General features: G+C 55.1%; 13 protein-coding genes, 1 tRNA gene and 1 pseudogene. 9 read left to right on the top strand and 6 right to left on the bottom strand.

The window, feature by feature from the left end:
- Positions 1–96: 96 nt before the first annotated feature.
- Positions 97–1,899: pseudogene (locus tag KZZ06_RS14005) on the top strand (DUF262 domain-containing protein); the annotation flags it as partial.
- Between the two features lie 341 nt (positions 1,900–2,240).
- Here KZZ06_RS14005 and KZZ06_RS14000 read toward each other — a convergent pair.
- The gene (locus KZZ06_RS14000) at positions 2,241–2,939 is read right to left on the bottom strand and encodes a response regulator (protein WP_219580734.1); all 699 of its coding nucleotides are present in this window, start codon (positions 2,937–2,939) and stop codon (positions 2,241–2,243) included.
- 182 nt (positions 2,940–3,121) lie between these two features.
- On the opposite strand from KZZ06_RS14000, the gene KZZ06_RS13995 reads away from it, so the two are divergent.
- Positions 3,122–3,826: an ATP-binding protein gene (locus KZZ06_RS13995; RefSeq protein WP_219580733.1), complete on the top strand. Its 705-nt coding sequence runs from the start codon at positions 3,122–3,124 to the stop codon at positions 3,824–3,826.
- 174 nt (positions 3,827–4,000) lie between these two features.
- On the opposite strand, the gene KZZ06_RS13990 is transcribed toward KZZ06_RS13995, so the two are convergent.
- Positions 4,001–4,867, bottom strand: coding sequence for a 2-dehydro-3-deoxygalactonokinase (locus KZZ06_RS13990; protein WP_219580732.1), 867 nt, complete (start codon positions 4,865–4,867; stop codon positions 4,001–4,003).
- A gap of 172 nt (positions 4,868–5,039) precedes the next feature.
- Here KZZ06_RS13990 and KZZ06_RS13985 point away from each other — a divergent pair, with 172 nt between their 5' ends.
- From KZZ06_RS13985 to KZZ06_RS13960, 6 genes are all read left to right on the top strand, one after another.
- On the top strand, positions 5,040–5,963 hold the full coding sequence (locus tag KZZ06_RS13985) for a choline ABC transporter substrate-binding protein (protein WP_219580731.1): 924 nt from the start codon (positions 5,040–5,042) through the stop codon (positions 5,961–5,963).
- 80 nt (positions 5,964–6,043) lie between these two features.
- Positions 6,044–6,877: a choline ABC transporter permease subunit gene (gene choW / locus KZZ06_RS13980; protein WP_219580730.1), complete on the top strand. Its 834-nt coding sequence runs from the start codon at positions 6,044–6,046 to the stop codon at positions 6,875–6,877.
- A gap of 8 nt (positions 6,878–6,885) precedes the next feature.
- Positions 6,886–7,917, top strand: a complete 1,032-nt coding sequence (choV, locus tag KZZ06_RS13975; RefSeq protein ID WP_257884358.1) for a choline ABC transporter ATP-binding protein — start codon at positions 6,886–6,888, stop codon at positions 7,915–7,917.
- A gap of 204 nt (positions 7,918–8,121) precedes the next feature.
- Positions 8,122–10,377, top strand: a complete 2,256-nt coding sequence (locus KZZ06_RS13970; protein ID WP_219580728.1) for a pyridoxal-dependent decarboxylase — start codon at positions 8,122–8,124, stop codon at positions 10,375–10,377.
- Positions 10,378–10,698: 321 nt separating this feature from the next.
- Complete coding sequence (locus tag KZZ06_RS13965; RefSeq protein ID WP_219580727.1) at positions 10,699–11,853, top strand: FIST signal transduction protein; 1,155 nt, start codon at positions 10,699–10,701, stop codon at positions 11,851–11,853.
- 66 nt (positions 11,854–11,919) lie between these two features.
- Positions 11,920–12,714 (top strand): adenylate/guanylate cyclase domain-containing protein, encoded by a 795-nt coding sequence (locus KZZ06_RS13960; protein WP_219580726.1) that lies wholly within the window; start codon positions 11,920–11,922, stop codon positions 12,712–12,714.
- Here KZZ06_RS13960 and KZZ06_RS13955 read toward each other — a convergent pair.
- Both KZZ06_RS13955 and KZZ06_RS13950 read right to left on the bottom strand, forming a co-directional pair.
- Positions 12,704–13,915 carry a DUF4331 family protein gene (locus KZZ06_RS13955; protein WP_219580725.1) on the bottom strand — a complete coding sequence of 404 codons (1,212 nt, stop codon included), beginning with the start codon at positions 13,913–13,915 and terminating at the stop codon, positions 12,704–12,706. The genes KZZ06_RS13960 and KZZ06_RS13955 overlap by 11 nt on opposite strands.
- A 249-nt stretch (positions 13,916–14,164) precedes the next feature.
- Complete coding sequence (locus KZZ06_RS13950; RefSeq protein ID WP_219580724.1) at positions 14,165–15,040, bottom strand: hypothetical protein; 876 nt, start codon at positions 15,038–15,040, stop codon at positions 14,165–14,167.
- Positions 15,041–15,169: 129 nt separating this feature from the next.
- On the opposite strand from KZZ06_RS13950, the gene KZZ06_RS13945 reads away from it, so the two are divergent.
- A tRNA-Thr gene (locus KZZ06_RS13945) sits at positions 15,170–15,245 on the top strand.
- A 141-nt stretch (positions 15,246–15,386) separates the two neighbouring features.
- Here the strand turns inward: KZZ06_RS13945 and KZZ06_RS13940 are convergent.
- The gene (locus KZZ06_RS13940; protein ID WP_219580723.1) at positions 15,387–16,310 is read right to left on the bottom strand and encodes a DMT family transporter; all 924 of its coding nucleotides are present in this window, start codon (positions 16,308–16,310) and stop codon (positions 15,387–15,389) included.
- Positions 16,307–16,897 carry a TetR/AcrR family transcriptional regulator gene (locus KZZ06_RS13935; RefSeq protein WP_219580722.1) on the bottom strand — a complete coding sequence of 197 codons (591 nt, stop codon included), beginning with the start codon at positions 16,895–16,897 and terminating at the stop codon, positions 16,307–16,309. The genes KZZ06_RS13940 and KZZ06_RS13935 overlap by 4 nt, the downstream gene beginning before the upstream one ends.
- Positions 16,898–17,253 lie beyond the last annotated feature (356 nt).

Raw genomic sequence — 17,253 nt, 5'->3', positions numbered from 1 at the left:
GGCTTCTCTTCATCGTCTGTCTCCTTTTGAGAGAACAGGCTAACTCAAAAAACCGGACTTTTCAGGGGAGCACGTCAGGAGGCACAAAATGGCAAATTACAGTTGCCAGACTTTCAACGATCATGGGTTTGGGATGAAAATCGTATTATCGATCTCTTGGCATCAGTTTCGCGAGCCTTTCCGATAGGTGCGATCATGACACTCAAAACGGGCGGCGAGTGGGAATTTAGCCCACGTCCTGTGCAAGGCGTTATTCTGCCCACTCTGCATTTTCCGGAAGAGTTGTTGTTGGATGGTCAGCAGCGCATCACTTCAATTTATCAGGTGGCAATGCGCGGTGAGGTTGTCGAAACGACAACTATCAAACATAAGAAAATCAAGCGGTGGTTCTTTATCGACATAAGAAAGGCAATTGATCCGACTGTTGATAAGGTCGACGCAATATTTTCCGTGCCAGAGGACAAAAGGCTAAAAGTGAGTGAAAAATGGCCGGAAGGCTTGAACTTAACGTCACAGGCTGATGAATTTTCAAATCTCATGTTTCCGATATGTGAAACATTCAATTGGAGCGATTGGCAGAGAGAACTGATCACCTATTTAAATAGCAATGGAACCTTCGGAGCGCTCTGGAATGAGGTTATCGTGCCGTTCGAGAAGCAGTTCATCAATGTGTTCAAAGGCTATTCCGTTCCGGTCATTTCTCTGGGAAAGGCTACGAGCAAAGAGGCTGTTTGCACTGTTTTCGAAAAGGTGAACACGGGCGGAAAAGCTCTTGATGCGTTTGAGTTGGTTACAGCAATGTATGCGGCCGATGGGCATAAGTTGCGTGATGACTGGTTTGGTGACGGAAAAGGTAAGATTGGCTATGCGGAAAAAATCGCAGCCCTTAACGCAATTGGTGAGAAGAAGGAGGGAGTGCTGTCGAAAGTCGACAATACTGACTTCCTACAGGTTATCTCACTATTTCACACCAGAGATTTACGGCGTGCAGCAATTGCTGAGGGAAAACACGGCAAGGAATTACCCCAGGTCACAGGCAAACGGGCTGCTTTGCTCAACCTCCCTTTGTCAGCATATTTGAGCTATCGCGAGACGGCTTTTTTGGGTTTTCAACGAGCAGCAAAGCTGTTGCATATGCTCAATATTTTCAATGCGCGCGACCTGCCATATCAAACACAAGTCATTCCCCTCGCAGCAATTCTTGCTGATATTGGCAAAAACTGGGAAAGCGTTGCCATTCGCGAAAAGTTGGCACAATGGTATTGGTGCGGCGTGTTCGGTGAATTATATGGATCAGCGGTCGATACTCGCATCGGATCTGATTTTCTTGAAGTCCCGGCTTGGTTCGATGGAGGGTCAGAACCAAGAACAGTTCTTGAAGCGAATTTTCATATGGACCGGCTGAAAACCATGAGAATGCGGCTTTCCGCAGCATATAAGGGTGTGAACGCGCTTCTGATGAAAAGTGGGGCGATGGATTTTCGTTCGGGCCAGAAATTTGAGCACACTAGTTTTTTTGACGAAGCCGTGGATATACATCATATTTTCCCACAAAAATGGTGTTCAGTGAATGGCAAGGATCCAAAAGAGTTCGACTCAATAGTTAACAAAACACCGTTGTCTGCCAGAACTAACCGCATCATTGGCGGGGCGGCACCGTCTCAATATCTCGGGTCGCTAGAGGACGGTTACATGGATGATCCACGTGTACCTAAGGAAGCGCTAGACAATTATTTGAGATCGCATCTGATTGACCCAGCATTAATACGAGGGGATAATTACGAAGACTTTTTTGTAGCTCGTCAGATGGATCTTCTAGATCTGATTGAGCACGCTATGAAAAAGCAAGCCGGTAAAGAGGTTGAAGACGACGATGCCTGGGGTGATGAGGCATCATGACGCTAAGCTGACTTCAGCATCCAAACCATGAGTTTTAAATGAGCCGCGGTATGATATGTGGTATTAAAATACTATAGGTAATAAATAATACTTTAAAACAGTTAGTTAGGGTTTTAGGTTGGCGGACACCTCCTCCGCCAATATTCCCGTAGAATGAAATTCTGATGCCGGACGTGATGCGGGTGTATTAAGATGTCCGCAGTTTGATCGACATATATGGATGATATGATGTCATTGGTGCGCTGAGTGTTGCGGGAAGCCGCACGCAAGCGGCCACATTTACTCGAATGATATGCCTTACATCACTCCGTGTTCATTACGATATAGCAGGTTCGCCGTGATCAGATACCTTGATCCGCCAATTCGCCGAAGTCGAAGTAGTCAAGTTTTTCGCTTTCAGCGGACGTAGTAATTTCAGGCGTTTGCTGCAGAACCGGGAAACCGTCGACATACGTCACATGCTGCAGCGCGCGCACGATTAGCGACACGATGCGATCATCGCTTAGTTCATTCTGAACAAGCTGCGACATCGCTGCGATGGTTCTGTCGTGGATCGCGTCCATTTCGCTTTGCAATACTTTGGAGGCGTGTTGCTCGAGCTTTTTTGTCGCTGATTTCATCATCATTTCCAGCGACATCGCATCCAAATCTGCCTTGGCTACATAATCTTTACATCCATTTTTAATAGCTGAGACCGCGACCTCATGGGACGCCTCGCCGGTGATCATGATCGTCGCCGTTTGCGCGTTTTCGGGGTGTTGGCTGATGACCTGTCTGGCCTGAAGGCCGGTTTCGTGCGTAAGGTGATAGTCGACGAATATGACATCATATTTGCGGGTATCGAGAGCCACGCGCATCTGGTCAAGATCGCTCGCGGTGTCGATGGAAAGACGCAGGCTGGTTCGGCGAAACTGCCGCATGATGTTTTTACAATCAAACGAGGAATCGTCGACGATCAGAACCTTAAGTTCCTTGTTTTCAGGGGCTAGGATTTCTGTGCCGTCATCATCGCTACCTCGACCATCATGCATTTGGGCCATCCATTTGCTCTGCTAAGCTTGGCCAAGACGTTGGCCGATCTTTGTTAATAGTGAATGACCAGAACCGCGCCTGCCCAAAATAAATAGATCGAATTTTGAATTTCTTGGATGTGATCCATTAATAATTCATAAGGCTCGGCCTGATAGCGTCGCCCTGTCGCCAGCCTTTTTGGAGAGTTTTAGTGCTAAATGTGATGTCTCAGGTAGAGGGGCTGCGGATATCGGGTGACGCATTTGTATCCCATTTCGTCCATGATCTTAGGGCGTGTTTGCGGGCGGTTGAAACGCTTCCTGACTGGATCGAAGAGGATCTGGGCGAGGTTTCGGGAAAGGTGCCTGACGATGTTTATCAGTACCTCACTGGGATAAAAGTGAGCGCGCGACGGGCTGACATGTTGCTGACCGATGTGCGCGAGCTTTGCGAGATGGGCGCGTCGGAGGATCCGATTGAAGAAGTCGAGCTAAGCGAGGCAGTTAGGACATTTCGAGGCAGCTACGATTGTCCCGATGGGTTCAATATCGAGCTGAATTTGGTCGAACAACGATGCGCGTTGCCGCGAGCTGGCTTTGATAAGGTCATCGCCGCGCTTTTAGATAACGTGGTCAAACACCACGGCGCGCAAGAAGGGACGATATTCATCACAAATGTGGATACGGATGGGGCGCTGCTTATCGGGGATGATGGGGTAGGGGTCGAGGAGGAATACCGCGACAGTATTTTTGACCCGTTCATCACATTAAAACCACGCGATGTTGTTGAAGGGAGCGGACTGGGCCTAACGATTGCGCGTCGCCATGTCGAAAACTGGGGGGGCACATTGCGCGCGGTGTCACGGCCAGAGATTAAGGGCGGGGCTTTCGAAGTTTCGTTCCCGACAGATGGGTAAGCTAAGCCGCCACCGCAAAGGGTGGGCTGTTTCGTGAGGGGATATGTTGGGAAGGTTGCAGGTGGGGTTATGCGGGAGGTCTGAATTCCGCCCCCCAACTCACGCATATTAACATGTGGAACGCCCACCATTCCCTCTGCATCGTCCCTTGGGTGTCGGCTCGTGTTCCTCAGGCTAGGAATTGTTTAGCTTGGCCCATGCCAGTCTCAGCCCCGCAAGAGATAACTCGTCGCGCGACATCAACCGGGCTTGTACTGCTTGGGTGGCGAGGGCGGTTTTATAAAGCTCGGGCACAACACCATCCCCCAAGATCACGACGTTTTGGCCCAGCCAATATGGGCGGGCACCCGACAGTTCCAACCCGATCAGCGACCCCATCAGGCGCGACCAGCCGATATTTTCTGCGACGCCGCTTAATGCTGCATCGGCAGAGATTTGCGCCAATGTGGCCGCAAATGTTTGCGGCCGTCCCATTACATCATCGACCGCTTGACTGAATGTGGCACCGTCCAGCGGGCCTTGCGACGCGCAGCCTGCTAGCGGGGGCGTGGACGTAAGCGTGCTGGCCAGAACCGGTGTCATATAGCTTTGGAAACTGACGACCTCAGCCGCGCTGATATGTGACCAGTGCGATTGGGATGCGACCGTGCAAATGACGCCGTCAAAGTCGGGCTGTTGTTCCAACAGACCGGCCATAGCGGTTTCGCACCCCAGCATCAGATCCGCTGGCTTGGCTTGGCGCAATCCGGGCACGACGTGGAGCACCACCCGAGGGTCGGACGCGGCCATCTGGAATGTCCCGGTCATCGGGGCGGTAGGCACCGCGCGATACATGTCGGCCGGCATCCCCGGCAACCCTGCACATAGAACGGGCGTCGGCCCGCCCGCCGACAAATAGGGCGACAGGAAATCAGCCAAACCGTCGGGCGACAGATCAGTGGGCGCGGCATGCCGGGCGATCTGGTCGCCGTTTTTGCCGATAACCGTCACGGTCGGGTATTCCGCCCCCCATGTCAGGCCGATCCATTCTGTATTGCGCATCTTGGAAAACCTTTTTTTAGGGCTTTGGGCTGGTTGGTCCGTGGCTAGCAACCGCAGGGCCCCCGTGCAAGCCCATGCCGAGAACCTCGATCGCCAGAAATCGGGTTGCATCATGGGCGATGTTAGCGCTCTAATACGCCATCAAATATAACAACACAGGGAGTTACCCGAAATGAAAATTCTCGCCACCACGACTGCTCTTACGCTTAGCCTTGCCACCAGCCTGTCGGCTGCGGGCTGCGGCGAGGTTACGTTTTCCGATGTAGGTTGGACAGACATCACAGCCACCACTGCGGCAACCACGGTTGTTTTGCAGGCGTTGGGTTATGAAACCGACATCAAAATTCTTTCGGTTCCTGTGACCTATACCGCCATGGCCGCCGGGGACGTTGACGTGTTTCTGGGCAACTGGATGCCCACAATGGAAGCCGACATTGCCCCGTACCGCGAGGCGGGCACAGTGGATACTGTGCGTGCCAACCTGAACGGCGCGAAATACACATTGGCCGTCAACAAGGCAGCCGCCGACATGGGCATCACGACATTTGCCGATATCGCGGCCAATGCCGACGCGCTGGACGCGACGATCTATGGTATCGAGCCGGGCAATGACGGCAACCGTCTGATCCAGTCAATGATCGACGACAATGCGTTTGATCTCAAAGACTTCGAAGTCAAGGAATCGTCCGAGCAGGGCATGTTGGCTCAGGTCAAACGCGCCACAGGCAAGGGTGAACCCGTTGTTTTCCTTGGCTGGGAACCACACCCCATGAACGCCAACTTCGAGCTGACCTATCTTGAAGGTGGCGATGATTTCTTTGGCCCCAACCTTGGTGGTGCATCGGTCTTTACCAACACCCGCGCTGGCTATGTCGAGGAATGTCCTAATGTTGGCAAGCTGCTGAATAACATGGAATTCACGCTGGCCATGGAAAATGAAATCATGGGTGCCATTCTGGATGACGGCGAAGAACCCGCAGATGCGGCGACAGCCTGGATCAAGGCAAACCCGGGCGTGCTGGACGCGTGGCTGGCAGGCGTCACCACAATGGACGGTGGCGATGCGATGGCGGCTGCAAAGACAATCGTCGAATAACACAGCCCTAACAATCAAAAGGGCCTGCCACCGGGCGGGCCCTTTTCTGTATATAAAACAACCCCTTCGCGGAGACCCCAATGAACTGGCTCACCGACAATAAGATACCTATCGATGATGCCGCCGAGGCGGTTTTTGACTGGCTGCTGATCCACGCAGGGTGGTTGTTCGACGGGCTGTCTGTCGCGATGGAGTGGTTGATTGATGCCATCCTTTGGGTGCTGCAAACGCCGCATCCTTTGATCATTATCGCGGCATTTGCGGCCGTCACCTGGGTAATCCAGCGCAATTGGAAGACGCCCTTGATGATTGTTTTGGGGTTCTTGTTCATCCTGAACCAAGACTATTGGGAGGAAACCACAGAAAGCCTGACGCTGGTTCTGTCGGCCTGTGTGGTCTGTATGGGCGTAGGTGTGCCGATTGGCATTGCTGCCGCGCACCGCCCCAAGCTGTATCGCTATATGGCCCCTGTGTTGGATTTGATGCAAACGCTGCCGACCTTTGTTTATCTTATTCCAGCGATTGTATTTTTCGGGATCGGCATGGTGCCGGGTCTGATCGCCACGGTGATTTTCGTGCTGCCCGCGCCGATCCGGCTGACCCAGCTTGGCATCGCCTCGACCCCCAAGCCGCTGCTTGAGGCGGCACAGGCCTTTGGTGCGAAACCCAGCCAGACGTTGTGGAAGATTGAACTGCCCTATGCGCTGCCGCAGATCATGACGGGGTTGAACCAGACCATCATGCTATCGCTGTCCATGGTCGTGATTGCTGCGCTTGTGGGTGCGGATGGCTTGGGCGTGCCGGTTGTGCGGGCGTTGAATTCCGTGAACACGGGGCTTGGGTTTGAATCCGGCCTGATTATCGTGGTCGTTGCAATTATGCTGGACCGTATGCTGCGGGTGACACGGAAATGAGCGCTGATATGAAAACCGCCCCTCAAAATGCTGTGGAATTCGACAATGTGTCCATCGTGTTTGGGGACCGCCCTGAAAAGGCATTGCCGCTGATGGACGCAGGCCAAGACCGCGCCGAGATCGAGGTCGCAACCGGCCAAGTGCTGGGCGTTCACAACTGTTCGTTGGACGTGAAATCGGGCGAAATCCTTGTGTTGATGGGGCTTTCGGGGTCGGGCAAATCGACATTGCTGCGCGCGGTCAACGGGTTGAACCCGATGGCGCGCGGGACTGTACGGGTCAATGACGGCAGTTGGTCGTGTGATGTTGGTGCCAGTTCAGCCGCTGAGCTGCGCCGCGTGCGCCGTGAATGCGTGTCGATGGTGTTTCAGCAATTCGGACTGCTGCCATGGCGTTCTGTGCGCGACAACGTGGCATTGGGACTGGAACTGGCAGATGTGCCCAAGGCCGAACGTCTTGAGCGTGCCGATAAACAACTGGCGCTGGTGGGGCTTGCCGATTGGGCCGATCGCAAGGTTGGTGATCTGTCGGGCGGTATGCAGCAGCGCGTGGGGCTTGCCCGCGCCTTTGCGACCGAGGCCCCGATCTTGCTGATGGATGAGCCGTTTTCGGCGCTGGATCCGCTGATCCGCACCCGCTTGCAAGACGAGCTGCTGGACCTGCAACGCGAGTTGAAACGCACCATCATCTTTGTCAGCCACGATCTGGACGAGGCGTTCAAATTGGGCGGGCGCATTGCGATCATGGAAGGCGGGCGCATCGTGCAATGCGGCACCCCGCGCGAGATTTTCTCCAATCCCGCATCGCCTTATGTTGCCGAATTTGTGGCCAATATGAACCCGCTGGGCGTTCTGACGGCACGCGATGTGATGGGGCCGGTTGCCGGTGCTGATACATTGTCGGTTACGGCGGAAACGCCGGTTGATGATCTGATCCATCAATTGGATGGCAAGGTCGGTGAAATCGCAGTCGAAGAAGACGGCAAAACCATCGGCACGGTGACGGCGGCAAGCATCATTGAAAGACTGCAAACGCGCTGATCGGGCTTTCTGCCAGTGGGCGCGCGGTTTAGCGCAGCCCTTCAGTTAGGTTTCACGGAACACCGGGTTCATTTTGGATCACGGGCACCAAAAACTTGCCAGAATACCCGCTGTGCGACTACTGTTTCTTTGATTTGTTTAATTTTATGTGCCGCAGTTTTTGCGGCCCATTGCCGTTTCATTTTTTAAAAGGGCCAACACTTTATGACCAGCTCCGATAGCAAAACACATTTCGCAAACGTCGCCTCTGCATTTCATGCGCAGTCGCAGGACAACAATCGTCTGGATTTGTTGAACGAAAAAGGCACCTCTTCGTTGGCGGGCTGGTTCCTTGGTCCGATGGGCGAAAACGAAGCTGTCATGCACGATATGGTCCGCAAAGCGGTTTCCGCCAATGCGGGGGCGCGGCGCGAATACGGTGAACAGTTTCGTGACCCGGTCTATGTGACCGACGAAATCAAAGCATCCAAGGAATACAAAAACACCATTGATGCGCTTGAGGTGCAGCTGGATCACATGCTGCACGCGCTGCACGGGTCGATCCCGCTGTCGAGCTATCGCAACCAGTCGCACATGTATTGGGATTGCACGATGCCCGGTTTCGTCGGCTATTTCGCCGCGATGCTGTACAATCAAAACAACGTCGCCGCCGAGGCATCCCCCGTCACCACATTGCTAGAGATCGAGGTGGGCAAGGATCTGGCGCGGATGCTGGGGTATACGGTGCCTGAGACAGACCCCATTCCCGACGGGACCATCGTGCCTTGGGCGCATATCACCTGTGATGGGTCGGTCGCCAACGCAGAAAGCATGTGGGCCGCGCGCAATCTGACCTATCTGCCTGTGTCGCTGGCCAACGCGATCAAGCTTGAGCCGTCGATGGCCGCAGCCAAGGATTTCACCGTTCCGCTGGTTCAGGGGGGCAGTGCCAAACTGATCGAGCTGGACAACTGGACCCTGATGAACCTTGGCGTGGATACCGTCATCGACATGTCCCCGCGGCTGCAGACGGAATGCGGGATATCTTCTGATACGCTCAAGGGTATCTTGGACAAGTACTCCGTCCAAAACATCGGTCTGACCGACATGCACCGCACCTATATCAAAGATGTGACCCAACTGCCCGTGATCATGGCCCCCAGCACGCGCCATTATTCCTGGCCCAAAGGAGCGGCATTGTTGGGGCTGGGTGCGAACCATGTGCTAGACACCCATGTCAATCTTGATGGCCGCATGAAAATCGACGATCTGCGCAAAAAGATTGAGGATTGTTACCAAAACCGTCGGCCCATCCTCGAGGTCGTCGCCGTGTTGGGTACAACCGAGGAAAGTTCGGTTGATCCGCTGGCTGATATTGTCGCCCTGCGCGAAGAATACCGCAAAAAGGGGATGGAGTTTACCATCCACGTCGACGGTGCTTGGGGCGGTTATTTCGCCTCAATCCTGCGCAAGCCGCGTTTTCCCGACGACCCCGATGGCCAACAAGGGGTGCAGGAACACACGCCGTCAATGGTGATGAGCGACTATGTCACCCGCCAATACGAGGCACTGCCCCATGCCGACACGCAAACCGTTGATCCTCACAAGGCGGGCTTTATTCCCTATCCGGCGGGCGCTTTGTGCTATCGCAATGGGGCGATGCGCGATCTGATCGCCTTTACCGCGCCGGTGGTTTTCCATGGCGGTGTTGACCCAACGGTGGGGGTTTACGGCATCGAAGGGTCCAAACCCGGTGCGGCGGCGGCGGGTGTCTATCTGTCCCACGCGATCATCCGCCCCGATCAGTCGGGCTATGGCAAGCTGCTGGGCAAATGTATCTTTAATTCCAAACGCTTCTACGCGCAGCTGCTTGCCCTTGCTGGCCCTGATGAATGTTTCAAAATTGTGCCGTTCCAACGTTTGCCCGCCGAAAAACAAGGTAAATCCCAGGCCGAGATCGCAAAGCAGCTCGCGCTGATCTGCAATGAAATCGTGCCGCGCGAGAATGACGATCTGGTGGAATATCTGGCCACCCACCCCGACGCCCAAGAGGTGTTTCGCGAAATGGGGTCGGATCAGAATATCGTCACCTATTCGCTGAACTTTCGCACGGCGGATGGCTGGAACACGGATATTGCGCTGGCCAATGATTTCAACACGGCCATGTTTCAGGCCCTAAGCATCGGCACATATGATGGCGGTGTGGTCCCCAAACAGCCGATGTTCGTGACCTCCTCTAGCTTTGGTGTAGCGGACTATGGTCAGGAGTTCGTCGATGCCTTTGGCGCGCGGCTGTCCTTGCCGCCAACACAAGGTGCGGCCATCAACTTTTTGATCTCCACCACCCAGGATCCTTGGGTCACCGCCACCGAAAAAGGCAACTGGCTGCCGATGGTCCTTGAAGCATTTAAGCAAACAGCGCTTGAACAGACCAAGAAAATTGTCAAAGATAACGGGCTGCGTCCTTGGAACGGATCCTAAGGATAGAGCTTGGCGACAACTGAATGGCGGCTCTGGATATCGCCAATCGCGACCAGAATCCGTGCGGTTGCCGCATGCGAAAGTGACGATATGTTGAGGACTGAAACCGAATTCGCTGAAACGCGGCGGTCAGGCGTAATATGTAGGAGAGGGCGGGAACCCACGAAACTCCATGCATTTAGCGAAATACTTTCGTTCCGATGTACGATTATGGGTTACGGTGCGGCAAGTTGTCTTGCACAACCAAAGATTAACAAAAGGTTAATATGAAGATTTAGCGATCATATAAATCATGACAATTCATCTGGGGAGAGAATGGGTATGTTGAAGATTGCAACTGGGGCGAGCGAAGAAAGCGATACAGTCGAGGCGGTGGAAGAGGCGCTTGAGATTGCGATGGCAGGAATGGACGGGGTGGCCCCCAAGGCAGCGCTTGCCTTTGTCGGGATTGATGTGGATGCGCAGGCGTTGGTCGATGCCTTTGCCAAAGCCATGCCAGGGGTTGAGTTGGCCGGCTGTACCACCGATGGCGAAGTCGCGGGGCCCGGCGGGTTCTTGGAAGACAGTGTCGTGATTACGCTGTTCGGGGCCGACACAATTGATTTCACCGTTGGCATCGGCCACGGCGCTTCGGCCGACGCGAAACAGGCAACGGCAGATGCTGTGGCAGACGCGACCTCCAAAACGGACAAAAAACCTGCGCTATGCGTCGCCATGCCCGAAGGCATCGGCCCGAACATCAGCGATGTCGTGAGCGGTCTGCGCGCGGCCTTGGGCGAGGACTTTCCTGTCGTGGGCGGCGCGTCGGGCGACCAGATGCGGTTTCAAGGAACAAGGCAGCTGTGCAACGGCGAAGTTGCGTCAGATTCAGTGGTCGTGCTGATCATGTCAGGCCCGCTTGTTTATTCATGCGGGGTTGCGACAGGGTATGTGGCGCTTGGTAACCGGCACAAGGTGACCAAGGCCCAAGGGTCAACCATCCATGAAATCGACGGCGATCCGGCGATCAATCTGTACAAGGATTATGTCGCAGGCCAGTCGGTGCATTTCCCCTTGGCCGTCTATAGTTCCGAGCGCGACGATTTTCTGCTGTCCTCGCCGCAGGCATTCCACGAGGACACCGGCGCGGTGACTTTTGTGAACCCTATCGAAGTCGACAAAGAGGTGCAGCTTGCCACCGCGTCGCGCGATGAAATTATCGCCGCCTCACGGGCCGCTGTTGAGAATGCATTTCGCGGGTTTCCCAAGCAAAAACCGGACGCTGCGCTGTTTTTCTCGTGCGCGGGACGCAGGGCCGCTTTGGGGACGCGCACCAAAGAGGAATACGAGAGCTTTGAATCCATCATTGGCGGTGCCTTTCCGACCGCGGGTTTCTATACCTACGGCGAGATCGGACCGACGGGCAATCAAGGCAAAGCAGAGCAACACACAAACGCGTTTCTTGCGGTGTTGTTGGGGGCCGCGCCTGCGGTTTGATCAGCTTATATGACATCGGAGAAACCACACCGGAAAGGTTCTGACCTCGAAAAGCAGCTGCGTCGAATGGAAAAGCGGCTTGAGAAATCCGATTTGCGTCGCGTCGAGCTTGAGGATTTGATGGATGCGTCACACGCGTTTCAGCGCCGTGTGATTGCGGATATCGAAGACCAGAAATCCCAGATCGAACAGCTGTACAGCTCGCTTGAGGCCGAAAAAGACCGGACAGAACAATTGCTGCGGTCGATCATGCCCGAGGCCATCGCCGAAGAGTTGAAGGCCACCGGCAAGGTGCGCCCGCGCCATATCTCTTCGGCCACGGTGATGTTCACGGATTTTGTTGATTTCACCAATAGTACTGGAGAAATGAACCCGACGGCACTCGTGCGGATGCTGGACCGCTATTACGGGGCGTTCGACGACATCGTGGCCAGGCATGGCGTTGAAAAGGTTAAGACAATCGGTGACGCCTATATGACGGTGGCCGGTGATTTGAACGGGTCATGCCAGCAAGACCACGTTGCCGCCACCTGTGCCGCCGCGGCCGAGATTATGGCGTATGTTCAACATAACCTTGATCGCACCGCCCAAGACGAGGTCGCCGGTTGGGGCCTGCGTATTGGCATTCATACAGGCCCGATTTCAAGCGGCGTCGTGGGGACCAAAACGCTGAGCTTTGATATCTGGGGCGATACGGTGAATACGGCCGCACGTATGGTCAGCGCCTGCGATGAAAATACCGTGCTGTTGTCGGCGGATACCGCCGCGCTCGTCAAACCCCGCGAAAGGGTCGTGCAGCGCGGCGATATCGAGGCAAAGGGCAAAGGCACCTTGCAAGTTTATCGGTTGCTTATTCCATAAAGATCGGGTGAACGGGTTCCAGTTGGCTGCCCGGCTTGAATTCCTGGTTGATGGATGGCGCGACATAGGGAAAACGGTCGCTCATCCGTTGGGTGCCGATATGGGGTAATTCGACGCCCTCGGCTGGCTGCATGAAGGGGTTAAGATCATATAGCGTCCAGAAAATCGCATCTTCACGCAGGTTACGCCCGTTGGGATAGCCCGGCTCGGCTTGTGGGTCCCAATGGATCATATCGGGCAGATAAAACGCGACCTTTTCGGACAGTTTGTCTTGGCTGACCTCCAGTTGTTCAAAACGATAGGTGAATTGCTCTGAATAATTGGGGCGGTCCTGATCAGGTGCTGACGCGTTGTAGGCGTCGTTCAGATCACCAACGGTGGGGTATTTCGCGGCATTTCGCGGGGTGTAGTATTCCGGATTATACCCGCTTGGCGCATCGACCAGATAGATGCCCTGAATGCCCGCGCGGCCCATCCTGTCAACGGTTTTCCCAGAACCGTCCGCGACCGTGACCCAGAAATTGACAGGGTCTTTGCCCATTTCAGGCACCTCTAGCACGACCAATGTCATGTCGGTCCGGCCGAACGCCAGTTCCGACGAACCAGCAGCGGGCAGGTGGTCACCACCCGCCAGCGCCTCTTTGATGGCCAGCGCCACGGGGGCGTCAACAGTCAGGAAATCAAAGAAAAACGGATCGCGGCGCGGCCCCACGAACAACAGCTCGTCCATCTTGCCGTGCACGACCTTCAACTCGTGGTTCAGAGCGGTCGACTCACCTTGGCCATGCACGATCCCTGTCCACTTGTTATCGCGTGCCTCGGCACCGATGGCTTTGCGCAGCTCAACAGGCTGTTGCTGGCCATCCGTGGCTTTGCCCGCCTTGATTTTATAGGCGATGTCGGCCTTGGCGTCGTCGTCAGTGTCAAAGTTAAAGATATAAACCAGCTCGGGCGACAGGGTGATTTTGTCAGAGGGCAGGGTGCCCGGGGCACCGGAGCCCGACAACGGGTTCAATGTCATCGCCATGGCAAGCCCCCCGGTCTGCGTTCCTTGAAACAGGAAAACATCACCAATATCGGCCCTAGGATGTTGCTGCGTATAGGGTGAATCGCGATGATCCGACGCCTGTGCCACCCCGCATGTTGCTGCAAGGGCCGACGACAAGATAATTCGACTGATGGGAAAATGGTTAAACTTCATGGGCCTACCTGTTTTTTCAATGGTCATTATTAATGTGACCAAAGCCTAACAAGTATTCACCAAGCTGCCTATAGCGGCGTTGCCGTCATCAGGGATGGATGGCCGACCTGCAGTCGAAAAAGGCTCGGTAGAACATACACAGGGCGACGGGCCTAGGCATGTTAGGCGCGTCGGGCTGAGTGAGTGACTGGAGCAATAGTGACTGCGGCAATAATAGCAGGCCCAATAATGACAGGCAAAGTAACGCCGCTAGGGCATGATCATCCGGACGTTGGGGATTTGCTGGATACGCAGCACATCCTGATCGTAGTTTTCGGTCATTTCTTCGACCAGATCTTCCGTCCAACCCGGCATGTCCACTTCTTCCTCGATCGCGTCTTCCATGGCAAACTTACCCAAGAATGCCGCAATCACCTTCTGTTCCTGAGATCCTGAAATCTCGGGATGGGCTGCCATATAGGATCGAAAGCGTTTCATGCCTTCTACCGACATGATCGTCTCAAGCAGATCAAACTCGTTATTCAACTTCGTGTTCTTGGGCAATCCCGCGATCTCGCGCATGATTGTTCCCCAGATCAGCGGCGCGTCCTCGTTACACCAAACGGTTACCGCAATCTCGGGCGCTGAATCGTGCAACAGTTCCAATGTCTCGGACCAGCACACATCGGCCTGATCCTTGTTCCCCCAGAAATGCGGATCGGAATTATCCGCCGACACCCCATGCAAAATTGGCAACAAGGTCGCAGGATTACGTATCCCCAAGAACAGCTCGATCTGATCGTCCGGAAACAACTGGACAATACGCATCATGCGCACCGGTGCCGCAGGATAAAGCATCCCCTCGACAACAGCCGTGGCAGGGGTGCGGAAAAAATTCGGATCGGACAAAATCACGCGTTTTGCGTCGGCATCATCCAAAATTGCATCCAGCAACACCTCCCGCGCGCCATCAGCCACCGAGGATTTATACATTGCATTCAACGTATCGCGAAACAGCCCACGATAGGTGCTGGGCCCCGGTACAACTGTGCCAGCTTTGGCCAAGCGTTCGGTGTTAGCCAGCAGGCTTTTCAGTAAACGTTCTTCTTCGGTGTAATGGGCACCTGCGTGTAAAACCAACTGCATGGATATCCAGCTCAACTTCTATCGTGTGACCAAGGCAATAGCCGTTCTTGCCCGATCTGTAAAACTGCAAAATATCTGCCATTTCCCCTCTTGCGCCCCCCCGAGCAATCTTCTAAACGAACGCCCAGTGCCCCTATAGCTCAGCTGGTAGAGCAATTGATTTGTAATCAATAGGTCCGCGGTTCGAGTCCGTGTGGGGGCACCACTAATCTTCCAGTAACGCGTTAACGTGTAGGGTTTCATTTCCTGTTATGTCCCGTTTGGCGACACATAGTGGGCGTGGTCGTAGGTCCTTTTGAGCACTTCAATTCCAATAAGGCCCCCGCAGATGTCTTGCTTGAACGCGTTACACCGCCACGGAACGCCTGCGGGGCCAAGGGAATGTCGTCCACAGCAGGCAGGCGACGATCAGGGCCACCCCCAGCCATCCAAGTACAGGTAATGATTCACCGACCACGTAAACGGCCAGAACGGCGGCCACCACGGGTTCGAACAGGGTGATGGTTGTGGCCATGCTGGCGGGCACGCGGGCCAGACCAGCGCCGAAGGCGAGATAGCCCAGAAACATTGGCACCAATGCCATGTAGGCCCCAACCGCCAGATTTCCCGCGCTATCCAGAAAAGACGCGCCAGTCACCAGCAGGACGGGCATAAGCAACAGCCCCCCAAGCCCGAAGGTCGCGCCCATCGCAACGCGCGGAGGGAGGTCCCTGCGCATCATCCGCTGGGCCGTCCACGAATAAAGCGCGTAGGTGCCGCCGGCCAGCAGGCCCAGTAGCGCGCCGAGCGGCACATTGCTTGCCGTTGTGCCATGGTCGCCCTCCGACAGGCTTAACAGTGCGATGCCGCTTAACCCGATCGCGGCACCGATTGCCCAACGGGCAGTCAGGCGACGACCATCAAGCCAGTATTCGATCAGCGCCGAGATCAGCGGCGCAGACCCGATTGAGATAACGGTGCCTACGGTCACGCCAGCAAGACGCATGGAGGCATAGAAAGCCAGCGGGTAGATCGCCACAGAGACGGCCCCCACCAGCAACGCCGGCCACTCGCGCTTTAGCGCTGCCCGATTGGCCAAGATGCCTTTGTGCGCGATTACTGCCTGAAGCGCGCCGCCTATCCCCATGGCGGCGGCACCGATCGCCAGCGGGCTGACCCCAGGGGCGAATGTGGCGGCTGTCCCGGTTGTGCCCCAGGCGATGGCCGCGAAGAGGCAGAAGATGGCACCGATGGCTTGGTCGGTCTGGGGGCTGGACGACGGAGGGGTCATAGATGCACCAACATATCTTGGGCCATGTCACGGGCGCTGCGCAGACGGCTTGCATCGCCCTCAAGCCCCGCGCGGGTCATTGCCCCCTCAAGCAGAAATGCCAGATGTGCCGCCAGCGTTTCCACGCGGTCCGTGCGATTGGGCAGAAGCAGTGTGAGCTGTCTTTGCAATATCGCCTCGACTTGCTCTTTGTGGCGACGCACCGCTTTGCGCCCCGGGTCGTCTGCGTCCAGCTCGGCTGCCGCATTCAGCAGCCCGCAACCGCGAAAGCCGCGTTCATAGGCAAATGTGGCGTGGTCGTCATAGGCGTCAAAAACAGCGAGAATTTTGTCTTTGGGGAGGTGAACCGTCGCCTCGCGGGCTGCATAAAGTCCCAGCCATTCATCATGACGCTGGTCGATATATGCGGCCACCAGATCGGATTTAGAGGCGAAGTTATTGTAAAGGCTTTGCTTTGCGACGCCCGCGCGCGCGGTGATCGCGTCGATCCCGGTGGCGGCAATGCCATCGTTGTAGAACAATACCGCTGCTGCCTTTAGCAACCGATCCCGTGCGCTTTCAACTTGTCGTTTGGTCTGTGGGGGCATTCTGAACTCGCTATGAATAGGTAGACTGGTCTACCTATAAAGTGGACGGAGTCAACGGGTGAGAATGCGCCTTATGGCGCTGCGTCGCACCCAAGGTCTGCTCAACATCGGAAAAGGACCTTGAATGTCGATATGGTAGCTGTGGTAGCGTCGGGCGGATTGTGTATTCTCTAAGGGCTGCTGGGCTTTCCCGTCAGAGCGCTGAGCGATCCGTGATTGCGCCAGTCACTGTTCCGGCCTTCACTATGGTGAATTGGCAATTTTCGTAATCCGGTCATATGTTTGAACCTCGTCGTCAAGCAGGGGTGTCGATCTGGGTTCAAATCGACCTTCAATTGCGCCGGACACGAAGGCAG

It is taken from the genome of Sulfitobacter sp. CW3, assembly GCF_019392245.1.
Classification (GTDB): domain Bacteria; phylum Pseudomonadota; class Alphaproteobacteria; order Rhodobacterales; family Rhodobacteraceae; genus Sulfitobacter.
Note: the sequence above shows the minus strand (reverse complement) of the source record. Positions and strands in the feature narration are given on the sequence as shown.

Bases quoted from the DNA above. Each gene is read 5' to 3' on its own strand.
- KZZ06_RS14000 (WP_219580734.1), bottom strand. From the start codon at position 2,939: ATGGCCCAAATGCATGATGGTCGAGGTAGCGATGATGACGGCACAGAA.
- KZZ06_RS13990 (WP_219580732.1), bottom strand. From the start codon at position 4,867: ATGCGCAATACAGAATGGATCGGCCTGACATGGGGGGCGGAATACCCG.
- KZZ06_RS13985 (WP_219580731.1), top strand. From the start codon at position 5,040: ATGAAAATTCTCGCCACCACGACTGCTCTTACGCTTAGCCTTGCCACC.
- choW (WP_219580730.1), top strand. From the start codon at position 6,044: ATGAACTGGCTCACCGACAATAAGATACCTATCGATGATGCCGCCGAG.
- choV (WP_257884358.1), top strand. From the start codon at position 6,886: ATGAAAACCGCCCCTCAAAATGCTGTGGAATTCGACAATGTGTCCATC.
- KZZ06_RS13970 (WP_219580728.1), top strand. From the start codon at position 8,122: ATGACCAGCTCCGATAGCAAAACACATTTCGCAAACGTCGCCTCTGCA.
- KZZ06_RS13965 (WP_219580727.1), top strand. From the start codon at position 10,699: ATGTTGAAGATTGCAACTGGGGCGAGCGAAGAAAGCGATACAGTCGAG.
- KZZ06_RS13960 (WP_219580726.1), top strand. From the start codon at position 11,920: ATGGAAAAGCGGCTTGAGAAATCCGATTTGCGTCGCGTCGAGCTTGAG.
- KZZ06_RS13955 (WP_219580725.1), bottom strand. From the start codon at position 13,915: ATGAAGTTTAACCATTTTCCCATCAGTCGAATTATCTTGTCGTCGGCC.
- KZZ06_RS13950 (WP_219580724.1), bottom strand. From the start codon at position 15,040: ATGCAGTTGGTTTTACACGCAGGTGCCCATTACACCGAAGAAGAACGT.
- KZZ06_RS13940 (WP_219580723.1), bottom strand. From the start codon at position 16,310: ATGACCCCTCCGTCGTCCAGCCCCCAGACCGACCAAGCCATCGGTGCC.
- KZZ06_RS13935 (WP_219580722.1), bottom strand. From the start codon at position 16,897: ATGCCCCCACAGACCAAACGACAAGTTGAAAGCGCACGGGATCGGTTG.